General features: G+C 69.7%; 12 protein-coding genes. 4 read left to right on the plus strand and 8 right to left on the minus strand.

Annotated features, from left to right (window positions below):
• The first annotated feature begins 18 nt into the window (after nt 1-18).
• The 3 genes from NS3_RS11190 to NS3_RS29510 all read left to right on the plus strand — a co-directional run bounded on the left by NS3_RS11190 (nt 19) and on the right by NS3_RS29510 (nt 5,909).
• Nucleotides 19-2,211: an arabinofuranosyltransferase gene (locus NS3_RS11190; RefSeq protein ID WP_084495362.1), complete on the plus strand. Its 2,193-nt coding sequence runs from the start codon at nt 19-21 to the stop codon at nt 2,209-2,211.
• 153 nt (nt 2,212-2,364) lie between these two features.
• Nucleotides 2,365-5,601 carry an arabinosyltransferase domain-containing protein gene (locus NS3_RS11195; protein ID WP_067857820.1) on the plus strand — a complete coding sequence of 1,079 codons (3,237 nt, stop codon included), beginning with the start codon at nt 2,365-2,367 and terminating at the stop codon, nt 5,599-5,601.
• A 146-nt stretch (nt 5,602-5,747) separates the two neighbouring features.
• Nucleotides 5,748-5,909, plus strand: coding sequence for a hypothetical protein (locus NS3_RS29510; RefSeq protein ID WP_169811631.1), 162 nt, complete (start codon nt 5,748-5,750; stop codon nt 5,907-5,909).
• Between the two features lie 96 nt (nt 5,910-6,005).
• On the opposite strand, the gene NS3_RS11200 is transcribed toward NS3_RS29510, so the two are convergent.
• Nucleotides 6,006-9,335 (minus strand): arabinosyltransferase domain-containing protein, encoded by a 3,330-nt coding sequence (locus NS3_RS11200; protein WP_084495364.1) that lies wholly within the window; start codon nt 9,333-9,335, stop codon nt 6,006-6,008.
• 158 nt (nt 9,336-9,493) lie between these two features.
• Between NS3_RS11200 and NS3_RS11205 the strand changes: the two genes are divergently transcribed.
• On the plus strand, nt 9,494-9,991 hold the full coding sequence (locus tag NS3_RS11205) for a peptidylprolyl isomerase (protein ID WP_067857823.1): 498 nt from the start codon (nt 9,494-9,496) through the stop codon (nt 9,989-9,991).
• 61 nt (nt 9,992-10,052) lie between these two features.
• Here the strand turns inward: NS3_RS11205 and NS3_RS11210 are convergent, their stop codons facing one another.
• The 7 genes from NS3_RS11210 to NS3_RS11240 all read right to left on the minus strand — a co-directional run bounded on the left by NS3_RS11210 (nt 10,053) and on the right by NS3_RS11240 (nt 22,479).
• Nucleotides 10,053-10,427, minus strand: a complete 375-nt coding sequence (locus NS3_RS11210) for a hypothetical protein (protein WP_067857826.1) — start codon at nt 10,425-10,427, stop codon at nt 10,053-10,055.
• Between the two features lie 236 nt (nt 10,428-10,663).
• The gene (locus tag NS3_RS11215; protein ID WP_067857829.1) at nt 10,664-12,208 is read right to left on the minus strand and encodes an acyl-CoA carboxylase subunit beta; all 1,545 of its coding nucleotides are present in this window, start codon (nt 12,206-12,208) and stop codon (nt 10,664-10,666) included.
• Nucleotides 12,205-17,499 carry a polyketide synthase Pks13 gene (gene pks13 / locus NS3_RS11220; RefSeq protein ID WP_084495366.1) on the minus strand — a complete coding sequence of 1,765 codons (5,295 nt, stop codon included), beginning with the start codon at nt 17,497-17,499 and terminating at the stop codon, nt 12,205-12,207. Before pks13 ends, NS3_RS11215 begins: the two co-directional genes overlap by 4 nt.
• A 121-nt stretch (nt 17,500-17,620) precedes the next feature.
• Nucleotides 17,621-19,537: a long-chain-fatty-acid--AMP ligase FadD32 gene (gene fadD32 / locus NS3_RS11225; RefSeq protein WP_067857832.1), complete on the minus strand. Its 1,917-nt coding sequence runs from the start codon at nt 19,535-19,537 to the stop codon at nt 17,621-17,623.
• Nucleotides 19,538-19,729: 192 nt separating this feature from the next.
• A complete protein-coding gene (locus tag NS3_RS11230; RefSeq protein WP_067857835.1) occupies nt 19,730-20,749 on the minus strand; it encodes an LLM class F420-dependent oxidoreductase in 1,020 nt (339 codons plus the stop codon).
• Nucleotides 20,750-20,947: 198 nt separating this feature from the next.
• The gene (locus NS3_RS11235; RefSeq protein WP_157101280.1) at nt 20,948-21,937 is read right to left on the minus strand and encodes a cutinase family protein; all 990 of its coding nucleotides are present in this window, start codon (nt 21,935-21,937) and stop codon (nt 20,948-20,950) included.
• Nucleotides 21,934-22,479, minus strand: coding sequence for a DUF732 domain-containing protein (locus NS3_RS11240; RefSeq protein ID WP_067857838.1), 546 nt, complete (start codon nt 22,477-22,479; stop codon nt 21,934-21,936). The genes NS3_RS11235 and NS3_RS11240 overlap by 4 nt, the downstream gene beginning before the upstream one ends.
• Between the last annotated feature and the right edge of the window lie 54 nt (nt 22,480-22,533).

The raw sequence follows: 22,533 nt of genomic DNA on the forward strand, positions 1-22,533 counted from the left end.
CCGGAGGTTGGCGCGCCGATGACGACGAGCGACGGAGGACGGCTGCGGCCGCTGGTGCGTCAGGCGAGCGGTGCGGCAGGCGAGGCCCTGCTCGCCGTGCTGGTGGCGGTGGCGGTGGCCGCGATCGGGCTGATCGCCTTCTCCCTGGTGGAGTGGCCCGCTTTCAACGCCTCGAATGTGACGAGGGCGCTGACCACGGTCGGGCAGGTCGTGGCCGCGGCCATGCTGGTGGCGGCGATCGTGCTGGTGCGCGGGCGCAGGGCCGGGTGGGTCGCGAAATTGCTGTCCTGGGCGGGAATTTCCGCTTTCGTGACGGTGACGCTCGGCATGCCGCTGGCCGCGACCGAGCTCTATCTGTTCGGCGTCTCGGTCGACCAGGAGTTCCGCACCGAGTACCTGACCAGGCTCACCGACAGCCCCGCCCTGCGGGACATGACCTACGCCGACATCCCGCCGTTCTACCCGGCGGGCTGGTTCTGGATCGGCGGCCGGTTCGGCGACGCGCTCGGCCTGGCGGGCTGGGAGACGTTCAAGCCCTACGCCATCGTCTCGCTCGCGGCCGCCGCTGCGCTCGCCTTGGTGCTGTGGACCTGGCTGGTGCGCACCGACTGGGCCATCGCGGTCGCCGCCGCGACCACGGCCGTCACGCTGGCCTACGCCTCGCCGGAGGCCTACAGCGCCGTCATCGTGCTCCTGCTCGGCCCCACGCTGCTGCTCGCCTGGGGAGCGCTGCACCGGCCCGCACCCGAGATGCTGCCCGACGCGACCGCAGCCGATCAGACCACCAGCATCACCACTGCGGCGGGTACCACGACTGCCGCAGACACCACCACTGCCGGCACCATACGCACCGAGAAGGACACCGATACCGCCACCGCGGACGCGAACACCGCCGACACCACCGGTACCGCGGCCGGCACGGACAACGCGGATAGCGGCGCTGCCGAGACCAAGGCAGCGGGGATCGGCAGCGGCGACGGCACGGCGGGTGGCTGGGGCGCGGTGCTCGGCGCCGGCCTGCTGCTGGGCCTGGCCGCCACCTTCTACACCCTCTACCTGGGTGTCGCCGCCTTCGCGGTGACGTTGATGGGACTGCTGGCCGCCGGGCTCGCGGTGCGGGCGCGCAGGCAGGCGGCCCGGCCGGGACGCGGACGGACTCCGTCGGCCGCGGGTCCGGCGTGGCGGGCCGCCGTACCGCCGCTGGTGCGACTACTGGTCATCGCGGTGATCGCCGGGCTCGTGGCGGCGACCGTGTGGTTGCCGGTGCTTGTCGAGATGCTGACGACCACCACCCCGCGTTCGGGCACGGCGCTGCACTACCTGCCGCGCGCCGGGGCCGAGCTGCCGTTGCCCATGATGCGGTTCACGCTGCTGGGCGGCCTGTGCCTGATCGGCACGATCTGGCTGGTGGTGCGGGCTTCCTCGTCACGGCGGGCGCAGGCGCTCGGCATCGGCGTGCTGGCGATCTACCTGTGGTGCCTGCTGTCGATGCTGGCGACCGCCGCAGGCACCACGCTGCTGTCGTTCCGGCTGGAGGCGCCGCTGCTGGTACTGCTCGCCGCGGCGGGGACGTTCGGCTTCGCCGAAGGAGCACGCGCGGCCTACCAGGCGTTCAACGAGCCGGAGCGGTTCCCGCTCGCGGTGGCCGCGATCGCGCTGGTCGGCGCGCTGGCCTTCGCCCAGGACATTCCGCACGTGCTGACCGCGGAGATCAACACCGCCTACACCGACACCGACGGTGACGGCGAGCGCGCCGACAAGCGCCCGCCCGGCGCGGCTTCCTACTACCGCGAGGTGGACGAGACGCTGCGCGCGCAGACCGGCAAGCCGCGCGACGAGACCGTGGTCCTCACCGCCGACACCACCTTCCTCGCCTTCTATCCGTACTTCGGTTTCCAGGGCCTGACCTCGCACTACGCCAATCCGCTCGCCGATTTCCCGGCCCGCGCCGCGCTCATCGCCGAATGGAGCGAGCTGGCATCGCCCGCCGAACTGCTCGCCGCCCTCGAGCAGAGCCCGTGGCGCGCCCCCGATGCCTTCCTCTTCCGCCGCAGCGGTGACGATTACACCCTGCGCCTGGCCGAGGACGTCTACCCGAACGACCCGAACGTGCGCCGCTACACCGTCACCTTCCCCGGGGCCCTGTTCGACGATCCGGCCTTCACCGTCACCGACATCGGCCCGTTCACCTTGGTCACCGCGCGGCGCTGAGAAGGTGCGGGCACATCCTCGGCGCAGAACCGCATAGACATCACGGCAGTAGACGAGAACCCGGCGGTCAGCACGAGCACGACAGCGTCGAACGCGGCCAGGGGTGCGTTCGTGAGGTGGACCGCTGCGGGCCGGTGGCTAGCATGACTGATCGTGCGACCGGACCGAACTACTCGAGCGTTCTCCCGCTACCGCCTGATCGCCCTGGTCTCCGGGCTTCTCGGCTTCCTGCTGGCGTTGCTGACGCCGCTGCTGCCGGTGCGCCAGGAGGTGGCGACACTGGACTGGCCCCAGGCGGACGCGTCGAGTGTGACCGCGCCGCTGGTGTCGTATGTGCCGCTGCGCGTGGAGGCCTCGCTGCCGTGCTCCACCCTGACCTCCGGTGCGGGGACGCTGCTGTCGACGATTCCGGCGGCGTCCGGGGAGGCCACCGCCAAGGGGCTGGTCGTCTCGATCGCCGACGACACCGTCTCGGTGATCCAGCGGGACGTGCCGCTGTTGTCGGCGCCGGTCGCGGAGATCGCCACGTGTAGTGCGATCGAGATCGAGGCCACCGACGCGGCGACGACGGTCGAGTTCACCGGGGTCGAGCGCGAGGACGGAACGGCGTTCGCCAACACCGTGACTCGTGACATCCGACCCCAGATGGTCGGCGTGTTCACCGATCTCGACGCCGGGCGGCTCGACGGCGCACGGCTGCACGCCGATATCGACTCCCGGTTCAGTTCCTCGCCGAGCGTGCTCAAGCTGGCGGCGATGATCGCCGCGGCCGTGTTCACCGTCGTCGCGCTGATCGCGCTGCATATGCTCGACACCTCCGACGGGCGGCGTGCCAGGCGATTCCTGCCCGCGCACTGGTGGAAGTTCACCGTCGCCGACGGCGCGATCCTGGGCACGCTGCTGGTGTGGCACGTGATCGGCGCCAACACCTCCGACGACGGCTACATCCTGAACATGGCTCGCGCGTCGGAGCATTCGGGCTACATGGCCAACTACTACCGCTGGTTCGCCGTCCCCGAGGCTCCGTTCGGCTGGTCCTACGAACTGCTGGCCTGGATGGCGAAGGTTTCCACGGCGAGCATGTGGATGCGGTTGCCGACGCTGCTGGCGGGCATCGTCTGCTGGCTGGTGATCAGCCGGGAGGTGTTGCCCCGCCTGGGCGCGCGGGTGCGCCGCGACAAGATCGCGCTGTGGACGGCGGGGCTGGTGTTCCTGGCGTTCTGGCTGCCCTACGACAACGGCCTGCGCCCGGAGCCGCTGATCGCCGCGGGCGCGCTGCTGACCTGGTGCTCGATCGAACGCGCGGTCGCCACCGGGCGCCTGCTGCCCGCCGCGCTGGCCGTCCTCATCGCCGCGTTCTCGCTGGCCGCCGGGCCCACCGGCCTGATCTGCGTGGCCGCGCTGATCGCGGGGTCGGGACCGGTCCTTCGGATCATCGTCGAGCGCGGGCGCGGCACCGGGGTATTCGGGTACCTCGCGCTGCTGCTGCCCGGCCTGGCCGCGGGCACGCTCGTGCTGATCGTGGTGTTCGCCGACCAGACGCTGTCGACGGTCATGGAGGCGACGCGGGTCCGCACGCTGGTGGGCCCGAATGTCGCGTGGTTCGACGAGCGGACCCGCTGGGACTCGCTGCTCATGCTGGCTCCGGACGGCTCGCTGGCGCGGCGGTTCGGTGTGCTGCTGATGCTGCTGTGCCTGGTGGTCTGCATTCTGCAGGTGTTGCGCAAGGGCCGTATCCCCGGCACCTCGCGCGGACCGTCGGTGCGCATTCTGGGCATCGTGTTCGGCGCGCTGCTGCTGATGATGTTCACCCCGACCAAGTGGACCCACCACTTCGGCGTCTACGCGGGCCTGGCCGGATCGCTGGCCGCGCTGGCCGCGGTCGCGGTGGGCACGGTCGCGATCCGCTCGCCGCGCAACCGCGCGCTGTTCGCGGCGGCGGTGCTGTTCGTGCTGGCGATCACCTTCACCGGTTCCAACGGCTGGTGGTACGTGTCCAGCTACGGCGTCCCGTGGTGGGACAAAGCGCCGATGATCGCGGGCAAGGGCGTCTCGACGCTGTTCCTCGGACTGACCGGCGTCGCGCTGTTGTTCGCCCTCTGGCATCACTACCGGCTGCCCTACCGCACGCGTCCACGCAGCTCGGGCAACGGATTCGATCGCCTCGCGGCGGCGCCGATCACGATCGCCGCGGCGCTGATGGTGCTGTTCGAGGTGGCCTCGCTGGCCAAGGGCGCGGTCGGCCAGAGCCCGGCCTACTCCATCGCCAAGTCGAATATCGCCGCGCTGGCGGGCAATCCGTGCGCGCTGGCCGACGAGGTGCTGGTGGAGACCGACACCGCCGACTCGCTGCTCCAGCCCTACGACGTGGCCCCGGCCGACGGACTGGCCGCCGAGGCCGAGGGTTTCACCCCGGACGGCGTCGCGCGCGACCTCACCGCCGACGCCGAGGAAACCGCCACCGGCGGTGCCAATTCCGTCGACGGCGGCGCGGAGAACAAGACCACCGACACCACCGGCGCGGGCACCGGCGGCGGTGTCACCGAGCAGGCAGGCATCAACGGCAGTTCGGTCGCGCTGCCCTTCGGCCTGGATCCCGCACGCACTCCCGTACTCGGCTCGTACCAGCAGGACGACCAGCGTCAGGCGTCGCTCACCACGCACTGGTACCGCCTGGACCAGACCGCCGACAGCTTCCGTAACGACCCGGCCAACCAGGTGCTGATCATCACCGCCGCCGGTCGCATCCGTTCGATCGACGCCGACGGCGTGGTCACCTACGGCCAGGATCTGACGCTGGAGTACGGCGTCCGCGGCGCCGACGGCGAGGTCCGGGTGCTGGGTTCGGCGCTGCCGCTGGACATCGGGCCCGCCCCGTCGTGGCGCAATCTGCGGGTGCCGCTGGACCAGCTGCCCGCCGAGGTGAACGCGGTGCGCCTGGTGGCCGTGGACAACGACATCACCGAACGGCACTGGCTGGCGGTCACCCCGCCGCGGCTGCCGCAGTTGCAGACGCTGCAATCGGTGGTCGGTGAGACCGCGCCGGTGCTGCTGGACTGGCATGTCGGGCTGGCCTTCCCCTGCCAGCGGCCGTTCGACCATCACGCGGGCGTCGCCGAGGCGCCGCAGTGGCGCATCCTGCCCGACCGAGTGGGCTCGGATGCCTCGAACGCCTGGCAGGATCACATCGGCGGCGGCCCGCTCGGCTGGACCGAACTGCTGTCGAAGGCCGAGACGGTGCCCAGCTACCTCGAGCACGACTGGCGCAGGGACTGGGGCTCGCTGGAGCGGTTCACCCCCTACGACACGACCGCCGAGCCGGCGAATATCGGAGTGGTCACGGTCACCCGATCCGGACTCGCCTCCGACCCGCCGATTCGCGCGCGCTGACCGGGGCGGCCGCCGAATACCGGACAAGCGTCCGGTATTCGGCGGCGAAACCTGCTGCGCTACGCCGGGTTTCGATGAAATGACACCTTCGTAACCGAAGCAACGAAAACGAGACATCCAATGTTTCGGAACGTACTGTGGAGGGTATGACAGGAGCCTTCGATGACATGGATCTCCGCGATCTCGTCGACCTGCTCACCGACGAGGAGAAGCGCGAGCTACGTCCCTCGGTGCTGCGAGTGCTGGACCGTCTCCCGGCGCAGGAGGTGCTGCGCCGCGAATTAGGGCGGCGCTTACTCGAGGTCTGACACCTTCTCCAGAAGCAAGCTCTCCCCACGAACGACCAAGGGCCGTGGCCGCGGAAAATCCGCTGCCACGGCCCTCTCTGTTCGGCCGGTCGGTCTCTAGAACACCCGCATCTCCCCCGGCGACCACAGACCGTTCCTGGTCTCGGTCGAGGTGGTCAGCTCGGCGGGCACCGCATCGCGATCGTACTGGTCGTAGCGCTCCAGCGAACCCCAGTCCCTGGCCCAGTCGTCGCGCAGGTAGGTCGGCAGGGTGGTCGAGCGCGCCAGCATCTGCGAGAAGCCGAGCGGGCCGCCGAACTCCTGGGCCTGCCAGGTGTTGGTGGAACTGATGGCCAGCGGACGGTCCGGCAGCACCCGGTACCGTGGCACCTCCGCGACGCCGTTCTCGTGGTAGAACGGCCGCTGGCACGGGAACTGCAGGCCGACGGCCCAGTCCAGCAGGATCGGCTGCTCGGTGCCCAGGTAGCTGTGCAGCGACTCCAGCGCCGCGAGACGCGGCGGGGTGAACGCCAGCCACTGGTCGCCGATCAGGATCGGGTCGTTGGCCACGATGCGCACGGCGTCGGAGTCGGCGGCCAGCGCGTCCAGCGGCACCCGCAGATTGCGCCAGGACGGGAACGGGCCGATATCGCGCGGCAGGTAGTCACCCTGCTTGACCACGGTGCCGTCGGGCTGACGCTTGCCGTATTCGAGCTTCAGTTCCTGGCCGTAGCTCATCGCGCCGGTGTCGTCGAAGGACAGCACCCGGCCCGCCGCCGAGATGACGATCAGCGGGCGATCCGCCGAGCGCTCCGGCAGCTCGTACCAGCTCGACACCAGGTTGGCGGGCTTCTGCACGCCCGCCTGGTAGCTGCCCATCACGGGCGTGGTGGCCGGGTCGAGGCCGAAGGGCAGGGCCACGGTGCTGCCGTTGACGCCGCGCGCGCCTTGGCCGCCGCCGGTGCCCGCGCTCTCGCCCTCGGCGAAGTTGGCGCCGACCGACTGGCTCGAGGTGTTGCCGGTGCCCGGCTTGACCTCGACGGCGTCGGCGGACAAGTCGTCGGGCACGCCGTTGGGGTCGAAGCCCACCGGGTTCACCCCGGCCAGCGGATCGGACTCGGGCGGCAAGGCCGGGTCGGCGATCGGGGTGAGCCTGCCCTGGTTGGGGTCGGGCTCGACCAGCACGTCGTTGGCCAGGCCGCAGGAATCGCCGGTGAGCGCGTCGACGTTCGAGCGGGCCAGCGAGTAGGCCGGATACTGCGAGACCGCGCCCTTGGCCAGCGAGGCCACCTCGAGCAGCACCATCAGCGCAGCCACCACGGTCAACGGGATCGCGGCGAATCGGCGGATCCGCCTGCCGCGCACCGTCTTCGCCGAGGGCTGCGGCGCGGTGTAGTCCTCGCGCAGGGTGAACCAGGCGACCAGCGCCAGCGCCAGCCCGAACAGGATCAAGGCGAAGGTGTTGGACTGGTAGCCGCTCAGCGAGATCGGCTTGTCGAACCACGGCACACCGAAGCTGGAGACATACCAGTAGCCGTTGATGCCGGAGAACGAGATCGCCAGCACGAACAGCAGACCGGCCAGGAAGATGGCCCGGTTCTTGCGCGCTCGCAGCGCTGTGGCCGAGACCGCGACCGCCGTGACCGCCGCCAGCGAACCGGCGATGCCCGCGTACGCGCCGAAGTGGTGGGTCCACTTCGTCGGGTTGAACATCATGAAGAAGATCGTGCCGAACACGATGCCCATCAACCGCCAGGTCGGGGCGCTCGCGATGCCGGGTACCCGCCTGCGGCGCAGCAGCACCAGCATGGTGGTGAACAGGCACAGCAGCATCACCAGGAACGCGAAGCGCCGCGACAGCGAGCCGTCCACGGTCTCCACGAACAGGTAGTAGTAGCGCAGGTAGTCCTCGTACCAGGCCAGGTTCGGCCCGGTGGCCTGACGGACCCGGTTGGCCTCCATGATCCCGGCGAAGGTCTGGTCGCCGAAGACCACGACCAGCACCAGCAGCCCGGACGCCGCGATCGGGGCGAGCAGCGCCGTGGCGCCGTGCTCACGGTGACGGCGCACCACGATCCGCACCAGCGGGCGGATGCCCGCCAGCAGCGCGGCCACGCACATCAGGCCGGTCGGCGCGGCGGCCAGGGTGAACGCCGCGATCAGCACCGCGATGCCGGCGGGCAGCAGGCGACCGGTGGCGATGGCCCGTTCGATGGAGACCCAGGTCAGCAGTGCGCCCAGCGCCACGATCGGCTCCGAGCGCAGCCCGTTGTCGAAGGGCAGCCAGAACGCCAGGAACACCAGGCCGCCGGTCCACAGCGCCACCTTGCTGGTCCGCACGCCGCGCCCGAGGCGGGGCACCACCTCGCGGCTGATGACCATCCAGCACAGGATCGCGCAGAACAACGCGGGCAGGCGCACCCACGGGCTGGCCGTGGAGATCTCGGCGAACACCTGGATGACGTAGTAGTACCAGCCGAAGGGCGCCTCCGGCACGCCGAACCAGCGGAAGTAGTTGGCCATGTAGCCGGACTCGGGAGCCACCCGGACCATGCTCAGGATGTAGCCGTCGTCGGAGGTGTTCGCGCCGATGAAGTGCCACAGCACCAGAGTGCCGATCACCGCGCCGTCCGCGCCGGTGGGCTTGAACCACCCGCTCGGCAGGAACCGGCGATGCCCGCGGCCGTCGCTGGCGTCGAGGCGGGCCAGCGCTCCCAGCGCGAGCAGCGTGCACAGCACGGCGCCGATGATCGCGATCAGCTTGATCCAGGTGGGGCTGGAGGAGAACCGGGTGTCCACGGTCATGTCGAAGGACAGCCCGGCCGGGACCGCGCCCTCCAGGTCGGAGAACACGCCGACCACCTGCGGGCGGAAATCGCCGGCCATCCGGCCCTCGGCGGGCACCTGGACGATCTCGGTGCGTCCCGGCTCGCCGTCGACCGGCCGCTCGACATCCCAGAACATGCCGGGGAACGCGGCGCTGGTGCTCTGGTTGTCCGAGGCGATGTCGATCGAGGAGCACTCGCCCATCCGGGCGCGCTCGGCCGAGGCCACCACCGCGTTCCGGTTCACCACGTCCACCGACGTGTCCGAGACCCGGACGAACATGGCCTCCAGCGCCGCGCGGTCGCCCTGCGGCGGCGCGGTCGCCAGCAACATGCCGCCCTCCGGGGGCAGCGTGTTCACCGAGGAGCACGGAATGCTCGCGGTGAGTTCGATCGGCACCTGCGACATCAGTGGCGCCTGCACGTTCTGCAGCGAATCACCCTGCGGCCAGCTCAGCACGGCCGTGGTCTGGGTGACGGGCAGGAACGGCACCGCGACCGCCAGCACAGCGCCCAGCACACCGGCAACCACAGCGACAATTCGCGCGGTACGGAAATCGCGGGGGCGAACCTCGGGAGCTGCGGGCGGCTTCGTCAAGACAGCTGTGGCGACGTCGGGCACGGAACGCAATGCTAGCCGCTACCCGAATCAGCGGTACCCCCGCCGCGACCGGCCCGGCGCAACCGTCGGCCACGGGTTCGGCAACTCGACCGCGACCCTCCGGCGAAAACTCGACCCGACTTGCAGACCGGTGCCGGGCGGGATGGAAAGGTAGGGGTATGACCAAGGTGAATCTCGAGACGAATTTCGGACCCATCGTGCTGGAACTGGACGAGGCCAAGGCGCCCGCCACCGTCGCCAACTTCCTGGAGTACGTCAACTCGGGCCACTACAACGGCACCATCTTCCACCGCGTGATCCCCGGCTTCATGGTCCAGGGTGGCGGCTTCGAGCCCGGCATGCGCCAGAAGGGCACCAACGCCCCGATCAAGAACGAGGCCACCAACGGCCTGAAGAACGACAAGTACACCGTGGCGATGGCCCGCACCAACGACCCGCACTCGGCCACCGCCCAGTTCTTCATCAATGTCGCCGACAACGCCTTCCTCAACCACACCTCCCCCAGCCCGTCCGGCTGGGGCTACGCGGTCTTCGGCAAGGTCGTCGAGGGCTCCGAGGTCGTCGACAAGATCGTCGGCGTGCCGACCGGTTCTGCCGGCGGCCACCAGGACGTCCCGCGCGAGGACGTGGTGATCACTTCGGCCACCGTGGCCTGATCAGCGAATACATCCGTGAGGGGTGGGGCCGGACGCGTTGCGCGTCCGGCCCCACCGCTGCTCACGGCTGGATGAACCAGCCGGGGACCAGATCACACCTGACGGGCAGGCCGAGCCGATCGTAGGAACCGGCCAGCATGCCGAAGCCGGGAGCGGTGCCGGTCTGGACGACGACCTCGACACCCTCGTTGTAGGTGACGGTCACGGGGCCGACGAACGGCGGCGCGAGCTGGAAGTACGTCCCGCCGATGGTGCCCGTCTTCGCCGCGTTCGGGTCCTTGATCGTGATCGTGCCCGGCCCGGCGAATGTCGCGGCTCCGGGGCAGCCCGAGGCGGGGTTCGCCGGGACAGCGGTATTCGCACCGGCGATTCCCGGGGCGACCGTGGCCGCGCCTATACCGAGGAAGAATGCCGTACACAGCAGCCTGCGTGTCATGCCGATCCCTTCGTTCAGCTCACGACAAATGTTTGCCGCGAGTTCACTGTGTCGATCGTCTGAGACTGTTCATCCTGGCCGGAGGGCCATTTGTCGCACGTGCTGGTAGTGAATACTGCGTGAGAGTCGCGAGGATGTAAAGACCGTCGCGCGTCATGTCTCGAACAGGCCGCGAGACCGAACCCACCGCCCGCCACGGTGGCGAACGGCAGGACGGTGACGTGAGGCGCGGCCCCCTACAGCGGCAGCAGGTGGTGCTTGCGCGGGTTCCTGGCCACCGATTTGTCCCGCAGCAGGTGCAGGGCGCGGCGGATCTCCAGCCGAGTGGTGGACGGTTCGATGACGGCGTCGATGTAGCCGCGTTCGGCCGCCACCCACGGAGTCGCGACGGTCGCGTTGTAGAAGTCGATCATCTGCTGACGGACGGCGGCGCGCTGATCCTCCGGGGCGGCTTCGATCTGTTTGCCGCCGATGAGGCTGACCGCGCTCTCCGCGCCCATGACCGCGATGCGGGCGGTCGGCCAGGCCAGGTTGACGTCGGCGCCCAGTTGCTTGGAGCCCATGACGGCATAGCCGCCGCCGTAGGACTTGCGGATCACCACGGTCACCTTCGGCACGCTGGCCTCGACGTAGGAGAACAGGAACCGGCCGCCGCGCTTGATGACGCCGATCTTCTCCTGCTCCACGCCCGGCAGGAAGCCCGGCGTGTCGACCACGAACACCAGGGGCAGCTCGAAGGCGTCGCACAGGCGCACGAAATGGGCCGCCTTGTCCGAGGCGCGCGCGTCGAGCGCGCCCGCGGAGACCATCGGCTGGTTGGCGACCACGCCGACGCTGCGGCCGTCGACACGGGCGAAGCCGGTGATGATGTTGCGGCCCGCGGCCGCGCCGACCTCGTGGAAGTCGCCGTCGTCGAAGATGCGCAGCAGAATCTCGTGCATGTCGTAGCCGGCGTTGTCGGAGTCCGGCACGATCGAGTCGAGTTCACGGTCGCTGTCGGTGATCTCCGGTTCCAGGCCGGGATTCACGATCGGCGCGAGTTCCTGACAGCTGGTCGGCAGGAAGCCCAGATAATCGCGCACCCACTGGAACGCGGCCTTCTCGTCGGCGGCGACGTGATGGATATTGCCGTACTCGGCCTGGCTCCGCGCGCCGCCGAGCTCCTCGAGGCTCACATCCTCGCCGGTGACCTCGCGGATCACCTTCGGGCCGGTGACGAACATGTAGGCCTCTTCGGTCGCCACCACGACGTCGGTGTTGATCGGGGCATAGACGGCGCCGCCCGCGCACTTGCCGAGGATCATCGAGATCTGCGGTACCAGGCCCGAGAGCGGTTCCTGTCTGCGGCCCAGCTCGGCGTACCAGGCCAGAGACGTCACGGCCTCCTGCACACGCGCGCCGCCGGAGTCGTTGATGCCGACGACCGGACAGCCGACGCGCGCCGCGTATTCCATGATGTAGGCGACCTTGCGGCCGAACATCTCACCGACCGAACCGCCGTAGACGGTCTGATCGTGGGAGAACACCGCGACCGGCCGCCCGTCGACCAGGCCGTGCCCGGTGACCACGCCGTCGCCGTAGAGCGCCGTCGGATCGCCGGGCTTGCGCACCAGTGCGCCGATCTCCACGAAGGTGCCCGGATCGAGCAGCATGTTGATCCGGTCCCGGGCGCTGGGAATCCCCTTCTTCGCCCGCTTCGCGACCCCCGCCTCACCCGCCGGCTCCTGCGCCTGTTCCAGACGCTTGTGCAGGTCCGCGAGTTTCTCGGCCGTAGTGCTCACTGGTCCCCTTTCGCCTCCATCGCCACGAGCTTCGCGGCCAGGTCGGCACCGATCTTCCCGATCCGCGGTTCGTCGACGATCTGCAGATGATCTCCCGGAATATGCACGACCTGGAGATGGGGGAGGTATTCGTCCCAGCCGCCGTTGGGCTTGCGCTCGGCGAAGCGGGGCTCCAGTTCGATCATGCCGTCGTGGTAGCGATCGGCGAGGTAGAGCACCACATCGCCGTCGTAGCGCGAGGGCGTGGTGCGGGCCAGATGGCGGCTCTCCACCCAGGAGGTGCGCTGGTGCTCGAGCACGCCGCCGGGAATCTTCGCGCCGCTGATCTTGATCAGATCGCTGATCATCTGGAACTGCTCTTCGTCGGACGCGGCGGCGAGTTCCTCGAGCTGCTCACGATCGAGCTCGCCGTCGAAGCCGTAGGTCTTCTTCGCGAACGCCTGGTAGCGCTCGATGCGGCGCACCCGCTCCTCGGGGCTGTTGTCCTCGTTCTGCGTCGGGATGGCCAGGTCGATCAGCCCGACCACGCGTACGTCGGCGCCCTCGGCCCGCAACAACTGCGCGACCTGCAGCGCGAACACCGCGCCCAGCGACCAGCCGTAGAGCACGAACGGGCCGTCGCCCTGGATGCGGCGCAGCTCGGGAATGTACTGCTTGGCGCGCTGCTCGATATCTCCCTCGACGCGCTCGAAGCCGTACATCGGCGTGTCCGCGGGCAAGCGCTTGAGCAGCGGCTCGTAGACCAAGGTGTTGCCGCCGGAGGGGTGGAAGACGAACACCGGCACGGCGTTCGACCCCTCCGGGCGCGGACGCAGCGGGCGGATGAAGCCCTCCACGTCGTTGCTGTTGTCCTGCTGTTCCCGCACGATGTCGGCCAACTGCTCGATGGTCTCGCAGTCGAGCACGTCGTCGACGGTGATCTCGGCCTTGATCCGCTCCGACAGCCGCGCCGCCAGCTTCTCGGCGACCTCCTCCCCGAGGATCGGCAGGGTGTTGAACACACCACCGGCCGACTTGCCGGTGACGATCGCCCAGGTGGCGTAGGTGAGGCGTTCGGCGGCGTCGCGCGGGGGCACGTCGTCGGAGGAAACGTCGGCCAGCGCCTCACCGAAGGCGGCGGTCTCGGGATCGACCGGTGCCTCCTCGACGACCGGTTCGGCGATCGGCACATCGGCGGCGACCGGCTCGGCGGCGACACCGGCCGCCTTCGCCACGGCGTCAGGACTCTCGCCCGATTCGATCGCGGCGCGGGCTGTCTCGACGAAGTCGGCGTCGATGACCACTTCCTCGCCCGCGGCCTGCCGCTCGGCGATGGCGGCGACCTCGTCGCGGTGCTCGATCGCGTAGCGCAGCACCTTGCCGACCTCGTTGAGGTTGGCATCGCGCACCGCCTGCAGCTGCAGCTGCGGAATGTCGAACTCGTACTCGACGCGGTTCTTGATCCGCATCGCCATCAGCGAGTCCAGACCCAGCTCCATCAGCGGGATCTCCATCGGCAGGTCCTCGACCGCGTAACCCATGGACTCCGCCACGATCAGCGCCAGGCGGTCTTCGAGGGTCTGGGAGCCGTGGGGATCCCAGCGGTCGCCGTGGTTCGCCACGACCTCGGGCTCTGTGGACTGCCCGACGGCGGACTGCCCGACGGCGGTCTCGGCAGGCGCGGCGACCGGGGCCGGGGTCGGCACCGGGGCGCCGGATGTGACGACAGCGTCGAACAGCAGCCGGAACTGCCCGCCCTCGTTGGCGTGCACCTGCACCGAGGCTCCGCCGGGGTGCGGGGTCAACGTGGTGGTCAGCGTGCCCGCGGCCGGGACCGGTGCGTGCGTGAGGGACGCACCGAGGCTCACCTCGGACAGCACCTGCGCGGCGGCGGCCCGCACCAGGGCGGCGGGATCGGCGACCGCGCCCGCCTGCACCTGCCACACGTGCCTGCCGTCGGGCAGCGCGACGTGCGCGCCCGGCGCCCGGCTGTCGCCGCTGCCGCTCGACAGCCGGCTCTTGGGCCAGAACTCCTTGCGCACGAACCTGGTTCGCGGGATGTCGGCGTAGTCGCCTGCGGGCAGCAGCGAGGGCAGGTCGACGGCGTGACCGTGGACGTAGAGCTGGGCCAGCGCGGCGATCACACCGGCCGACTCGTCTTCCTTGCGCTTGAGCGTCGGGATCAGCTGCGCATCGTGCAGACCCGCGGCGAAGGTGGTGCCCAGCACCTGCATGAGCGCCACCGAGTTCGGCGCCAGCTCCAGGAAGGTGGTGTGGCCGCTGTCCACCGCGAGCTTCACCGCGTTGGTGAAGTACACGCTGTGGCGCATATTGGTGACCCAGTAGTCCTCGTCGTGCACGGGATCGTGGCCTGGGCGGAAGAACTGCTCCTTGCGCACGGTCGAGTACAGGCCGTGCCGCAGCTTCGTCGGCTCGATGCCCGCCAGTTCGGCGGCGAGTTCGCCGAGCAGCGGATCCATCTGTGAGGTGTGGCCCGCACCGCGGGTCGGCAGGACACGGGCGAACTTGCCCGACTCCTCGACCTTCGCGACGATGGCCATCACCTGTTCGGACGGACCGCCGATGACGGTGTTGGTCGGCGCGGCGTAGACGGCGACCTCGACATCGGGGTAGTCGGCGAGCATGGCCTCGACATCGGCCGCGCTCAGCTCGACCAGCGCCATATTGCGCACGTCGGCGTCGGTGATCATCGCCTCGCCCTCGCCCATCAGGCGTGACCGGGCGCAGATCACCCGCACGGCGTCCTCGAGGGTCAGGCCTCCGGCGATGTAGGCGCCTGCCACCTCGCCCATCGAGTGGCCGACCACCGCGTCCGGCTGGGCGCCGTGCGCGCGCAACAGCGCGGCCAGGCCGACCTGGATGGTGAAGATGCCGACCTGCGAGGTGCCCACGTCGTAGTCCTGGGCGTCGTCGAGAATCATCTCGCGCACCGAGTACCCGGCCTCGTCCACGACGAGTTCGTCGACCTCGTCGACGGCCCGGCGGAAGATCGCGTTCTCCTGGTAGAGCTGCTTGCCCATCTTGCGGTGCTGGGCGCCGAAGCCCGCGAGCACCCAGATCGGGGCCTGCGCGGCGGGGGCGTCGGCGGTGAACACGCCGGTGCCCGGCTTGCCCGCCGCGATGGCCCGCAGACCGGCGACGGCCTCGTCGTGGGTGGTGGCCAGCACCACGCCGCGCGAACGCCAGTGACTGCGCTTGGCCAGCGAACGGGCCACATCGGCCAGCGGCACGTCGCGGCCCGCTTCCGACTCCAGCCAGTCGGCGAGTTCGGCCGCGGCGCGGCGGCGACGTGAGGGCAGGTACCCGGAGACCGCGATGATCACCGGCAGCGGCTCGGCCCGCGTGGGCGACCATTCGGCGTCCTGCGCGGCCTCGGCGGTGATCTCGGTGGCCTCGGCGACGACCTCGGCGGCCTCGGTCTCCACCTCGGCGACGATCTCGCTCACCTCGGCGAGCACGTCGGTGCTCTCGACGTCCGGGAGTTCGGCGGCGGTCTCGGCAATCTCGGTGTTCTCGACAGCCTCGGTGTTCTCGGCGACCGGCTCGGCGACGGCGGCGCGTGCGCCCGCGGGCACGTACTCCTGGAGCACGAGGTGCGCGTTCGTGCCGCCGAAGCCGAAGCCGGAGATGCCGACCGTCGCGACGCCGCTGTAGCGCGGGTACTCGGTCGGGGTCTCGACGACCTTCAGCCGGGCCTGCTCGAACGGGATGTAGGGATTGGGGCCGGCGAAGTTGATATTCGGCGGGATGACGTTGTGCTGGAACGACATCAGCACCTTCGCCAGACTCGCCGCGCCCGCGCCGGACTCCAGGTGACCGAAGTTGGTCTTCGCCGAACCGAGCAACGCGGGCTTGTCGGCATCACGGCCGCGGCCGACCACCCGGCCGAGCGCGTCGGCCTCGATGGGGTCGCCGATCAGCGTGCCGGTGCCGTGCGCCTCGATGTAGTCGACGGTGGCGGGGTTGATGCCCGCGTCGCGGTAGGCGCGGCGCAGCACCTCGGCCTGGGCATCGGGGTTGGGCGCGAACAGGCCGTTGGAGCGGCCGTCGCTGTTGATCGCCGAGCCCTTGATCACCGCGAGCACCCGGTCGCCGTCGCATTCGGCGTCGGCCAGGCGCTTGAGCACCACCAGTCCCGCGCCCTCGGAACGGACCATGCCGTCGGCATCGGCGGAGAACGCCTTGATGTGGCCCTCCTTGGAGACCGCGCCGTTCTTGTCGAAACCGAGCGTGGCCACGGGCGCCAGGATCATGTTGACGCCGCCGGCCAATGCCAGGTCGGCGTCGCCGTCGCGCAGCGCGCGTACCGCCTGGTGCACCGCGACCAGCGTCGAGGAGCACGCGGTGTCGACGGTCACCGAGGGACCGCGGAAGTCGAAGAAGTAGGAGACGCGGTTGGCGATGATGCCGGTCGAAGCGCCGAGCAGGGCGTAGGCCTCCGCCGAGATCGGCAGGCTCGGGTCACGATCGCCCAGGCTCAGCGCCGCGATCAGCTGGAAGTCCTGGGTGGAGGAGCCGACGAACATGCCGACCGGCGCGCCCTTGAGCTCGCTGGCGGGGATGCGGGCGTGTTCGAGCGCCTCCCAGGTCAGCTCCATCATCAGCCGCTGCTGCGGGTCGACCCGCTCGACCTCGATCGGCGACATCGCGAAGAACTCCGCGTCGAAGCCCTTCACGACGTCCTGGTCCAGGTAGCCGCCGCGAGTGTTGCTCTCGGCGACCATCTGCGCGGTGCTCGGATCGGACAGGAACTCCGACCAGCGACCCTCGGGCAGCTCGCGGATCGCGTCGCCACCGTTGATGAGGAACTCCCAGGTCGACTCCGGGGTGTCGCCGGCGCCCGGCAGCCGGGTGGACAGGCCGACGACGGCGATGTCGTGCGCCTCGCCCGGGGTGTAGCCGCCGGTGTAGTAGGCGTCCTCGCCCGCGCTCTCGGGAGCCTCGGGCTCGCCGTGCACGATCACCTCGGCCAGCGAGCCGATGGTCGGATGCTGGTAGACGACCGTGGCGCTCAGCGTGACACCGGTGAGTTCCTCGATGTCGCCGCCGAGTGCGAGAGCGTCGCGCGAGGCCAAGCCGAATTCCTCCATCGGCCGGTCCACGGTGATGTTGTCCACCGGCTGCCCGGTGGCCTCGGCGACCCAGTTGCGCAGCCACTCACGCACCTCGGCCACCGACAACTCGGTGCGCACGGTCTCGCCGGCCGACACCGGCGCGACGGCTCCGGTGGTCGCGTCTCCGGTCGTCGCGGCGGGGGTCGTCTGCTCGGGCGTGCCCTCGTTGTCAGCCATCAGTTCCTCAAGCTACTCGTCTGCGTACCGGGCGCGCCGCGAATCGGCGCTCGGCGGGGACCGGAATCAGAGCGTCCCCGCCGAGCGCCGACGACCGGCGGTCGAAGCTCACCCTTGCGAATTACTCTTCCGGTGCATCGGGGAAAGCCTGCTGGGTGTAACCACCCCGCAGCGTTCCCTCGAGATAAGCGGTCTTGCAGGCGCGGCGCGCGATCTTGCCGCTGGAGGTCCGCGGGATCGAGCCCGCGGGCACGAGCAGCACGTCGCGCACGGTGACGCCGTGACGCTGGGAGATCGCCGCGCGCACCGCGTCGCCGATCGGGCCGGGATCGGCCTTGCCCGCGCCCGGACCACGCTCGGCCACGATGACCAGCTGTTCGGAGGCGTCGTCGGCGTCGAACTTCAGACCCGAGTGGCTGTCGGACTCGAAGACCTCGGCAGGCAGCTGGTTGGCGGGCACCGAGAACGCGGCGACGAAGCCGGGCCGCAGCGCGTTGCTCGCCTCCTGCGCGGAGTACTCGAGGTCCTGCGGGTAGTGGTTGCGGCCGTCGACGATGACCAAGTCCTTCACCCGGCCGGTGATGTAGAGCTCACCGTCGAAGTACACGCCGTAGTCACCGGTGCGCATCCAGTTCGCGTCCGCGGCGGTGCCCTCGGCGTGGCTGCCCTCGGCGACCCGCTCGGTGACCCGGTTGCGGAAGGTCTTCCTGGTCTCGTCCGGACGGTTCCAGTAGCCGATGCCCATGTTGTTGCCGTGCAGCCAGATCTCGCCGACCCGGCCGTCGGGCAGCTCGTGCCCGCCGCCGTCGCTCTCGACGGTCTCCGGGTCCACGATCACGGCCCACTGCGACAGCGCGACGTAGCCGCAGGAGACCTGCGCGATGGCGTTCTCCGCGCTCTGCTCCACCTTGACCATGCGGCCCGCGTTGAGCTCGGAGCGGTCCACGTAGGTCACCTTGGCCTCGTCCTCGGCCTTGGTGGCCGAGACGAACAGGGTGGCCTCGGCCATGCCGTAGCAGGGCTTGATGGCGGTCTTGGGCAGGCCGTAGGGGGCGAACGCCTCGTTGAACTTCTTCATCGAGGACGTGGTCACCGGCTCGCTGCCGTTGATCAGGCCGAGGACGTTGGACAGGTCGAGGGACTCGCCGTTGCGGGGCAGGCCGCGCGCGGCGGCGTGCTCGAAGGCGAAATTCGGCGCGGCCGCGAAGGTGCCCGCGCCGTCGGAGACCGCGGCGAGCTCTTTGATCCAGCGGTAGGGACGGCGCACGAACGCGCTCGGCGACATGATGGTGATGTACTTGCCGCCGACCGCGGGCAGGATCACCGTCAGCAGGCCCATGTCGTGGAACAGCGGCAGCCAGGTGACCCCGCGCGAGTTCCAGTCCAGGTTCAGCGCGTCGACCATCTGCAGCAGGTTGGTGGCGACCGCCCGGTGGGTGATCTCCACGCCCGCGGGCACCCGGGTCGAGCCCGAGGTGTACTGCAGGTAGGCGATGTCGTCGATCGAGATGTCCGGGCGCACCCAGCTCTCACCGACACTGTCGGGGATCGCGTCCACGGCGATGATGCGCGGGCGCTGGGCGGCGGGCAGCGAGCGGAAGAACTGGCGCACGCCCGCGGCGGAGGAACCCGCCGTCAGGATGGCCGAGGGCTCACAGTCGCCCAGCACGGCGTGCAGGCGATCGGTGTGGCCCGGCTCGTCCGGATCGAACAGCGGCACCGAGATGGCGCCGGCGTAGATGGCGGCGAAGAAGGAAACCACGTAGTCCAGGCCCTGGGGGGCGAGGATGGCGACCCGATCACCCCGCTTGGTCACCTGCTGGAGTCGGGCGGCCACCGCGCGCAGCCGGACACCGAACTGTTGCCAGGTCAGCTCGTGCACCTCGCCATCGCGTTCTCGCGAATAGTCGATATAGCGGTACGCGAGCGTGTTCGCGTCATTGCGGGTGTGCTTCTCGACGTGATCAACCAGGGTCTGACCCTCGGGAATACGGATGTTCCCGGTTTCGTCCAGGTAGTCGTCGAAAGTCTCGTCCATTCCTTCTTCTCCTCCGAGGCACACGCAGCATGACGGCGACACCGCCGCTGGTATCTGTGGGGCCCCGACTCGCTTTCGCCCGCGGGTGCTCTATGTCGCAGAGTCAACCTGCAGATTTCGTGCGGTCTGCGCGGTGACCGCCTTATCGGCTAGATGTCCTCAAACCAGGGTCATGTTACAGAGAAGACCCGCTCACTCATCCCTCAGCAGGGGGATAACCGGAGCGAATGCGTCCATCTGCGTGGGATAGATGCCGACATAGGACATCGACGTGAGCTTGCGCACCCGTTTGATCTGCTCGGCGATCTCCTCGAAACTGCCGATCGCCACGTAGGGCGAGTCCAGCAATTCCTCGACCGTGAGCTTCACATCCACTTCGAGATCGGGGGCCAGCCCCCGCTCCAGCGCGGACAATGCCATCTCGGCGGTCTTCTCCCGGTCGTCGGTGATGACGACGGCGGTGATCGCCCAGTTCAGCTCGATGTCGGCGAAACGGTCGCCTGCCGCTTCCTTGACCAGGTTCACCTTCTCGATCGCCTTCTCCAGGGTGATCCCCGAGAGCAGGCCCTTGCCGGTCTTGGTGGTCATCGGCACCACCGAGACGATGTCGGCGTGCTTGGCCGCCAGCCGCAGCATCTTCGGGCCGCCGCCGCCGGTACACAGCGGCGGGCGCGGGCCCTGCCGCGGGCGCGGGGTGCCCTTGACCCCGTCGACCTGGTAGTACTTGCCCGCGAAGGTGCACTCCTGGCCGCGCAGCAGCACGTCCAGGATGGTCAGGGTCTCGTCGAGCTTGGCCAGGCGCACGCCCGGTGTCTCGTAGGGCAGGCCCGCGGCGAGGAACTCGTCCTGCTTCCAGCCCGCGCCCACACCGACCTCGAGGCGGCCCTTGGACAGCACATCGATGGTGGCCAGATCCTTGGCCAGCACCACCGGGTGCCGAAAACCGTTGGCCAGCACCGAGGTACCGAGCCGGATCTTATCGGTGGCCTGGGTGAGAGCGCCCAGCGCGGCGATCGGGCCGATCTGGTCGCCGAGGTGGTCGGGCACCACGAAGGTGTCGTAGCCGTACTCCTCGGCCTGCTGCGCCAGTTGGACGAACTTGCGAGCGCCGCCCTCCTGCTTGTTCCCCTCGCCCGCGGCCGCGAAACGAAACGGGCGCAGCGGCGTGCCCAAGGCGGTCAGCTCACCGGCCGGTGCGGCGGCTTGTGTCATGGATACATGCTCCTGGCTGTGCGGAAAATGCGGCGCGACGGCCTTCCCGGGATCGGGGGCCGGTCGCGAATCACCAGCGCACTTTACAGCGTTCCGGTGATGTGTCGTGCGGTTGTCACCGCACCGGTTGGCCCGGCACAGAACCAGGGTGACCGGTGTTGTGTGAGCTCATGGTTGTGGTGCTCGGGACTGCGGTGATCAGGAGTGCGGTGGATAGGGCGCGCCCTGGATCAGGCCGCTCGCCCAGCCCACCGTCCACTGTGTGGCGGTCGTGCCGTTCTCGTCGACGGCGTAGGTGTTGTACAGCGCGTGCACCGGATTCCCGGCCGCGCGCACCAGGCTCAACACGCTGGGAATCCAGTTCACCGGGTTCAGCGCCTGCTTGGGTGAATCGCAGATCATGTCGCCCGGTGCGCAGATGGTGTAGGTGCGCTCGGCCAGTTCGCCGAAGCCCGAACGCGCGCCGGTCATCGTGATGCCGGGCACCTTCAAGCCGTTCAGCGCGACCTCGGCGCCCTCGCCGGGCGGCGGCGGACCGATCTCGACGGCCTGCCCCGGTCCGGACAGGCCGGTGCGCCTGCCGTCGGCGATCAACGCGACGCCGAGCACCTTGTCGGCGGGCACCGGGCCCTCGCCCGCGCCGATCCGCTCGGCCACGTCGCCGACGATGACCGCGCCCTGGGAGAAGCCGGCCAGCACGTAGGTGGTCAAGGGGCATTCCCGCGCCCGCTCGGTCAGCACCTCGACGGTGCGCTGGGTGCCCTCGGAGCGGCTGTTGTTGTAGGACTGCTGCCCGTCCGGCGGGATCGCCACCGGATTGGAGAACTGGGCCACGTACGGCACGGTGTAGACGTCCAGGCGCTGCGCCGGGAACTGTTGGCGCAGCGGTCCGGTGACATTGAGCATCAGCGACAGCGGGTTGGCCGTCGGATTGCGCGGGTCGTCGATGCTGCTGGACTCCCAGGTGCCCGGAACCGAGACGAGTTGCACGTCGGGGCAACTCGCCGGCTGACTGATGGGCGGGCCGGGCGGCTGCGGCCCCGGACCGGGTACCCGCAGCCTGCCCGCGAGCAGGAACCACAGCAACACGATCACCGCGATCAACAGCACGGCGATCAACAGCGCGAACAGACAACCCACCGGCCGGAACCGGCGGGCCGTCTGCCCGCGCCCGCGACGTGCGCTCACTGGCAGTAGGTCTGCTTGGCGGTGTCGATGTAGATCCGGCCTGCTTCCTCGACCGGCATCTTCGACGGATCGAAGGCCGCGTCCGAACCCGCCATCGCGTTGACGAAGGTGGTCAGGTCGCTCTCGGCCGCGCCCGCGGCCACACCCTGGCACACGTAGGTGGCGACACTGAGCGCGATGTCCGGGCTGGAGGGCTTGATGCCCTTCTCCTCGAGCGCGGCGAGGAACTGCTTGTCCTTGTCGCTGAGACCGGAGGTGTCGGCCTCGGGGATCTGCTCGTTCGGCACCGGCTGCGGCCGCTCGGGGGCGGCGGTCTCGGTCTGCTGCTCCGGCTGCTGCTCCGGCGCGGGCGCGGGCGATTCCGGAGCCGGGCTCGCGGGCTCGCCCTCCTGGGAGCTGGGAGCGGCGGCCGATGAGGTCGCCGTGGTGGTCAACGTCGGCGTGCTCGTTGCGGTCGAATCGTCATCGCCGCAGCCGGCGAGCAGACCGGTGGCCGCGATCGCCACGGCAACGCCGAAAACCTTTCCACGAATCCGGTGCATGTATGTGGTGTCCTCGATCTGTGCGCAAGGGGGTTCGGTCGGCCCCCAGGGTAA

This window comes from Nocardia shimofusensis NBRC 100134 (genome assembly GCF_001613125.1).
Classification (GTDB): Bacteria; Actinomycetota; Actinomycetes; order Mycobacteriales; family Mycobacteriaceae; genus Nocardia; species Nocardia shimofusensis.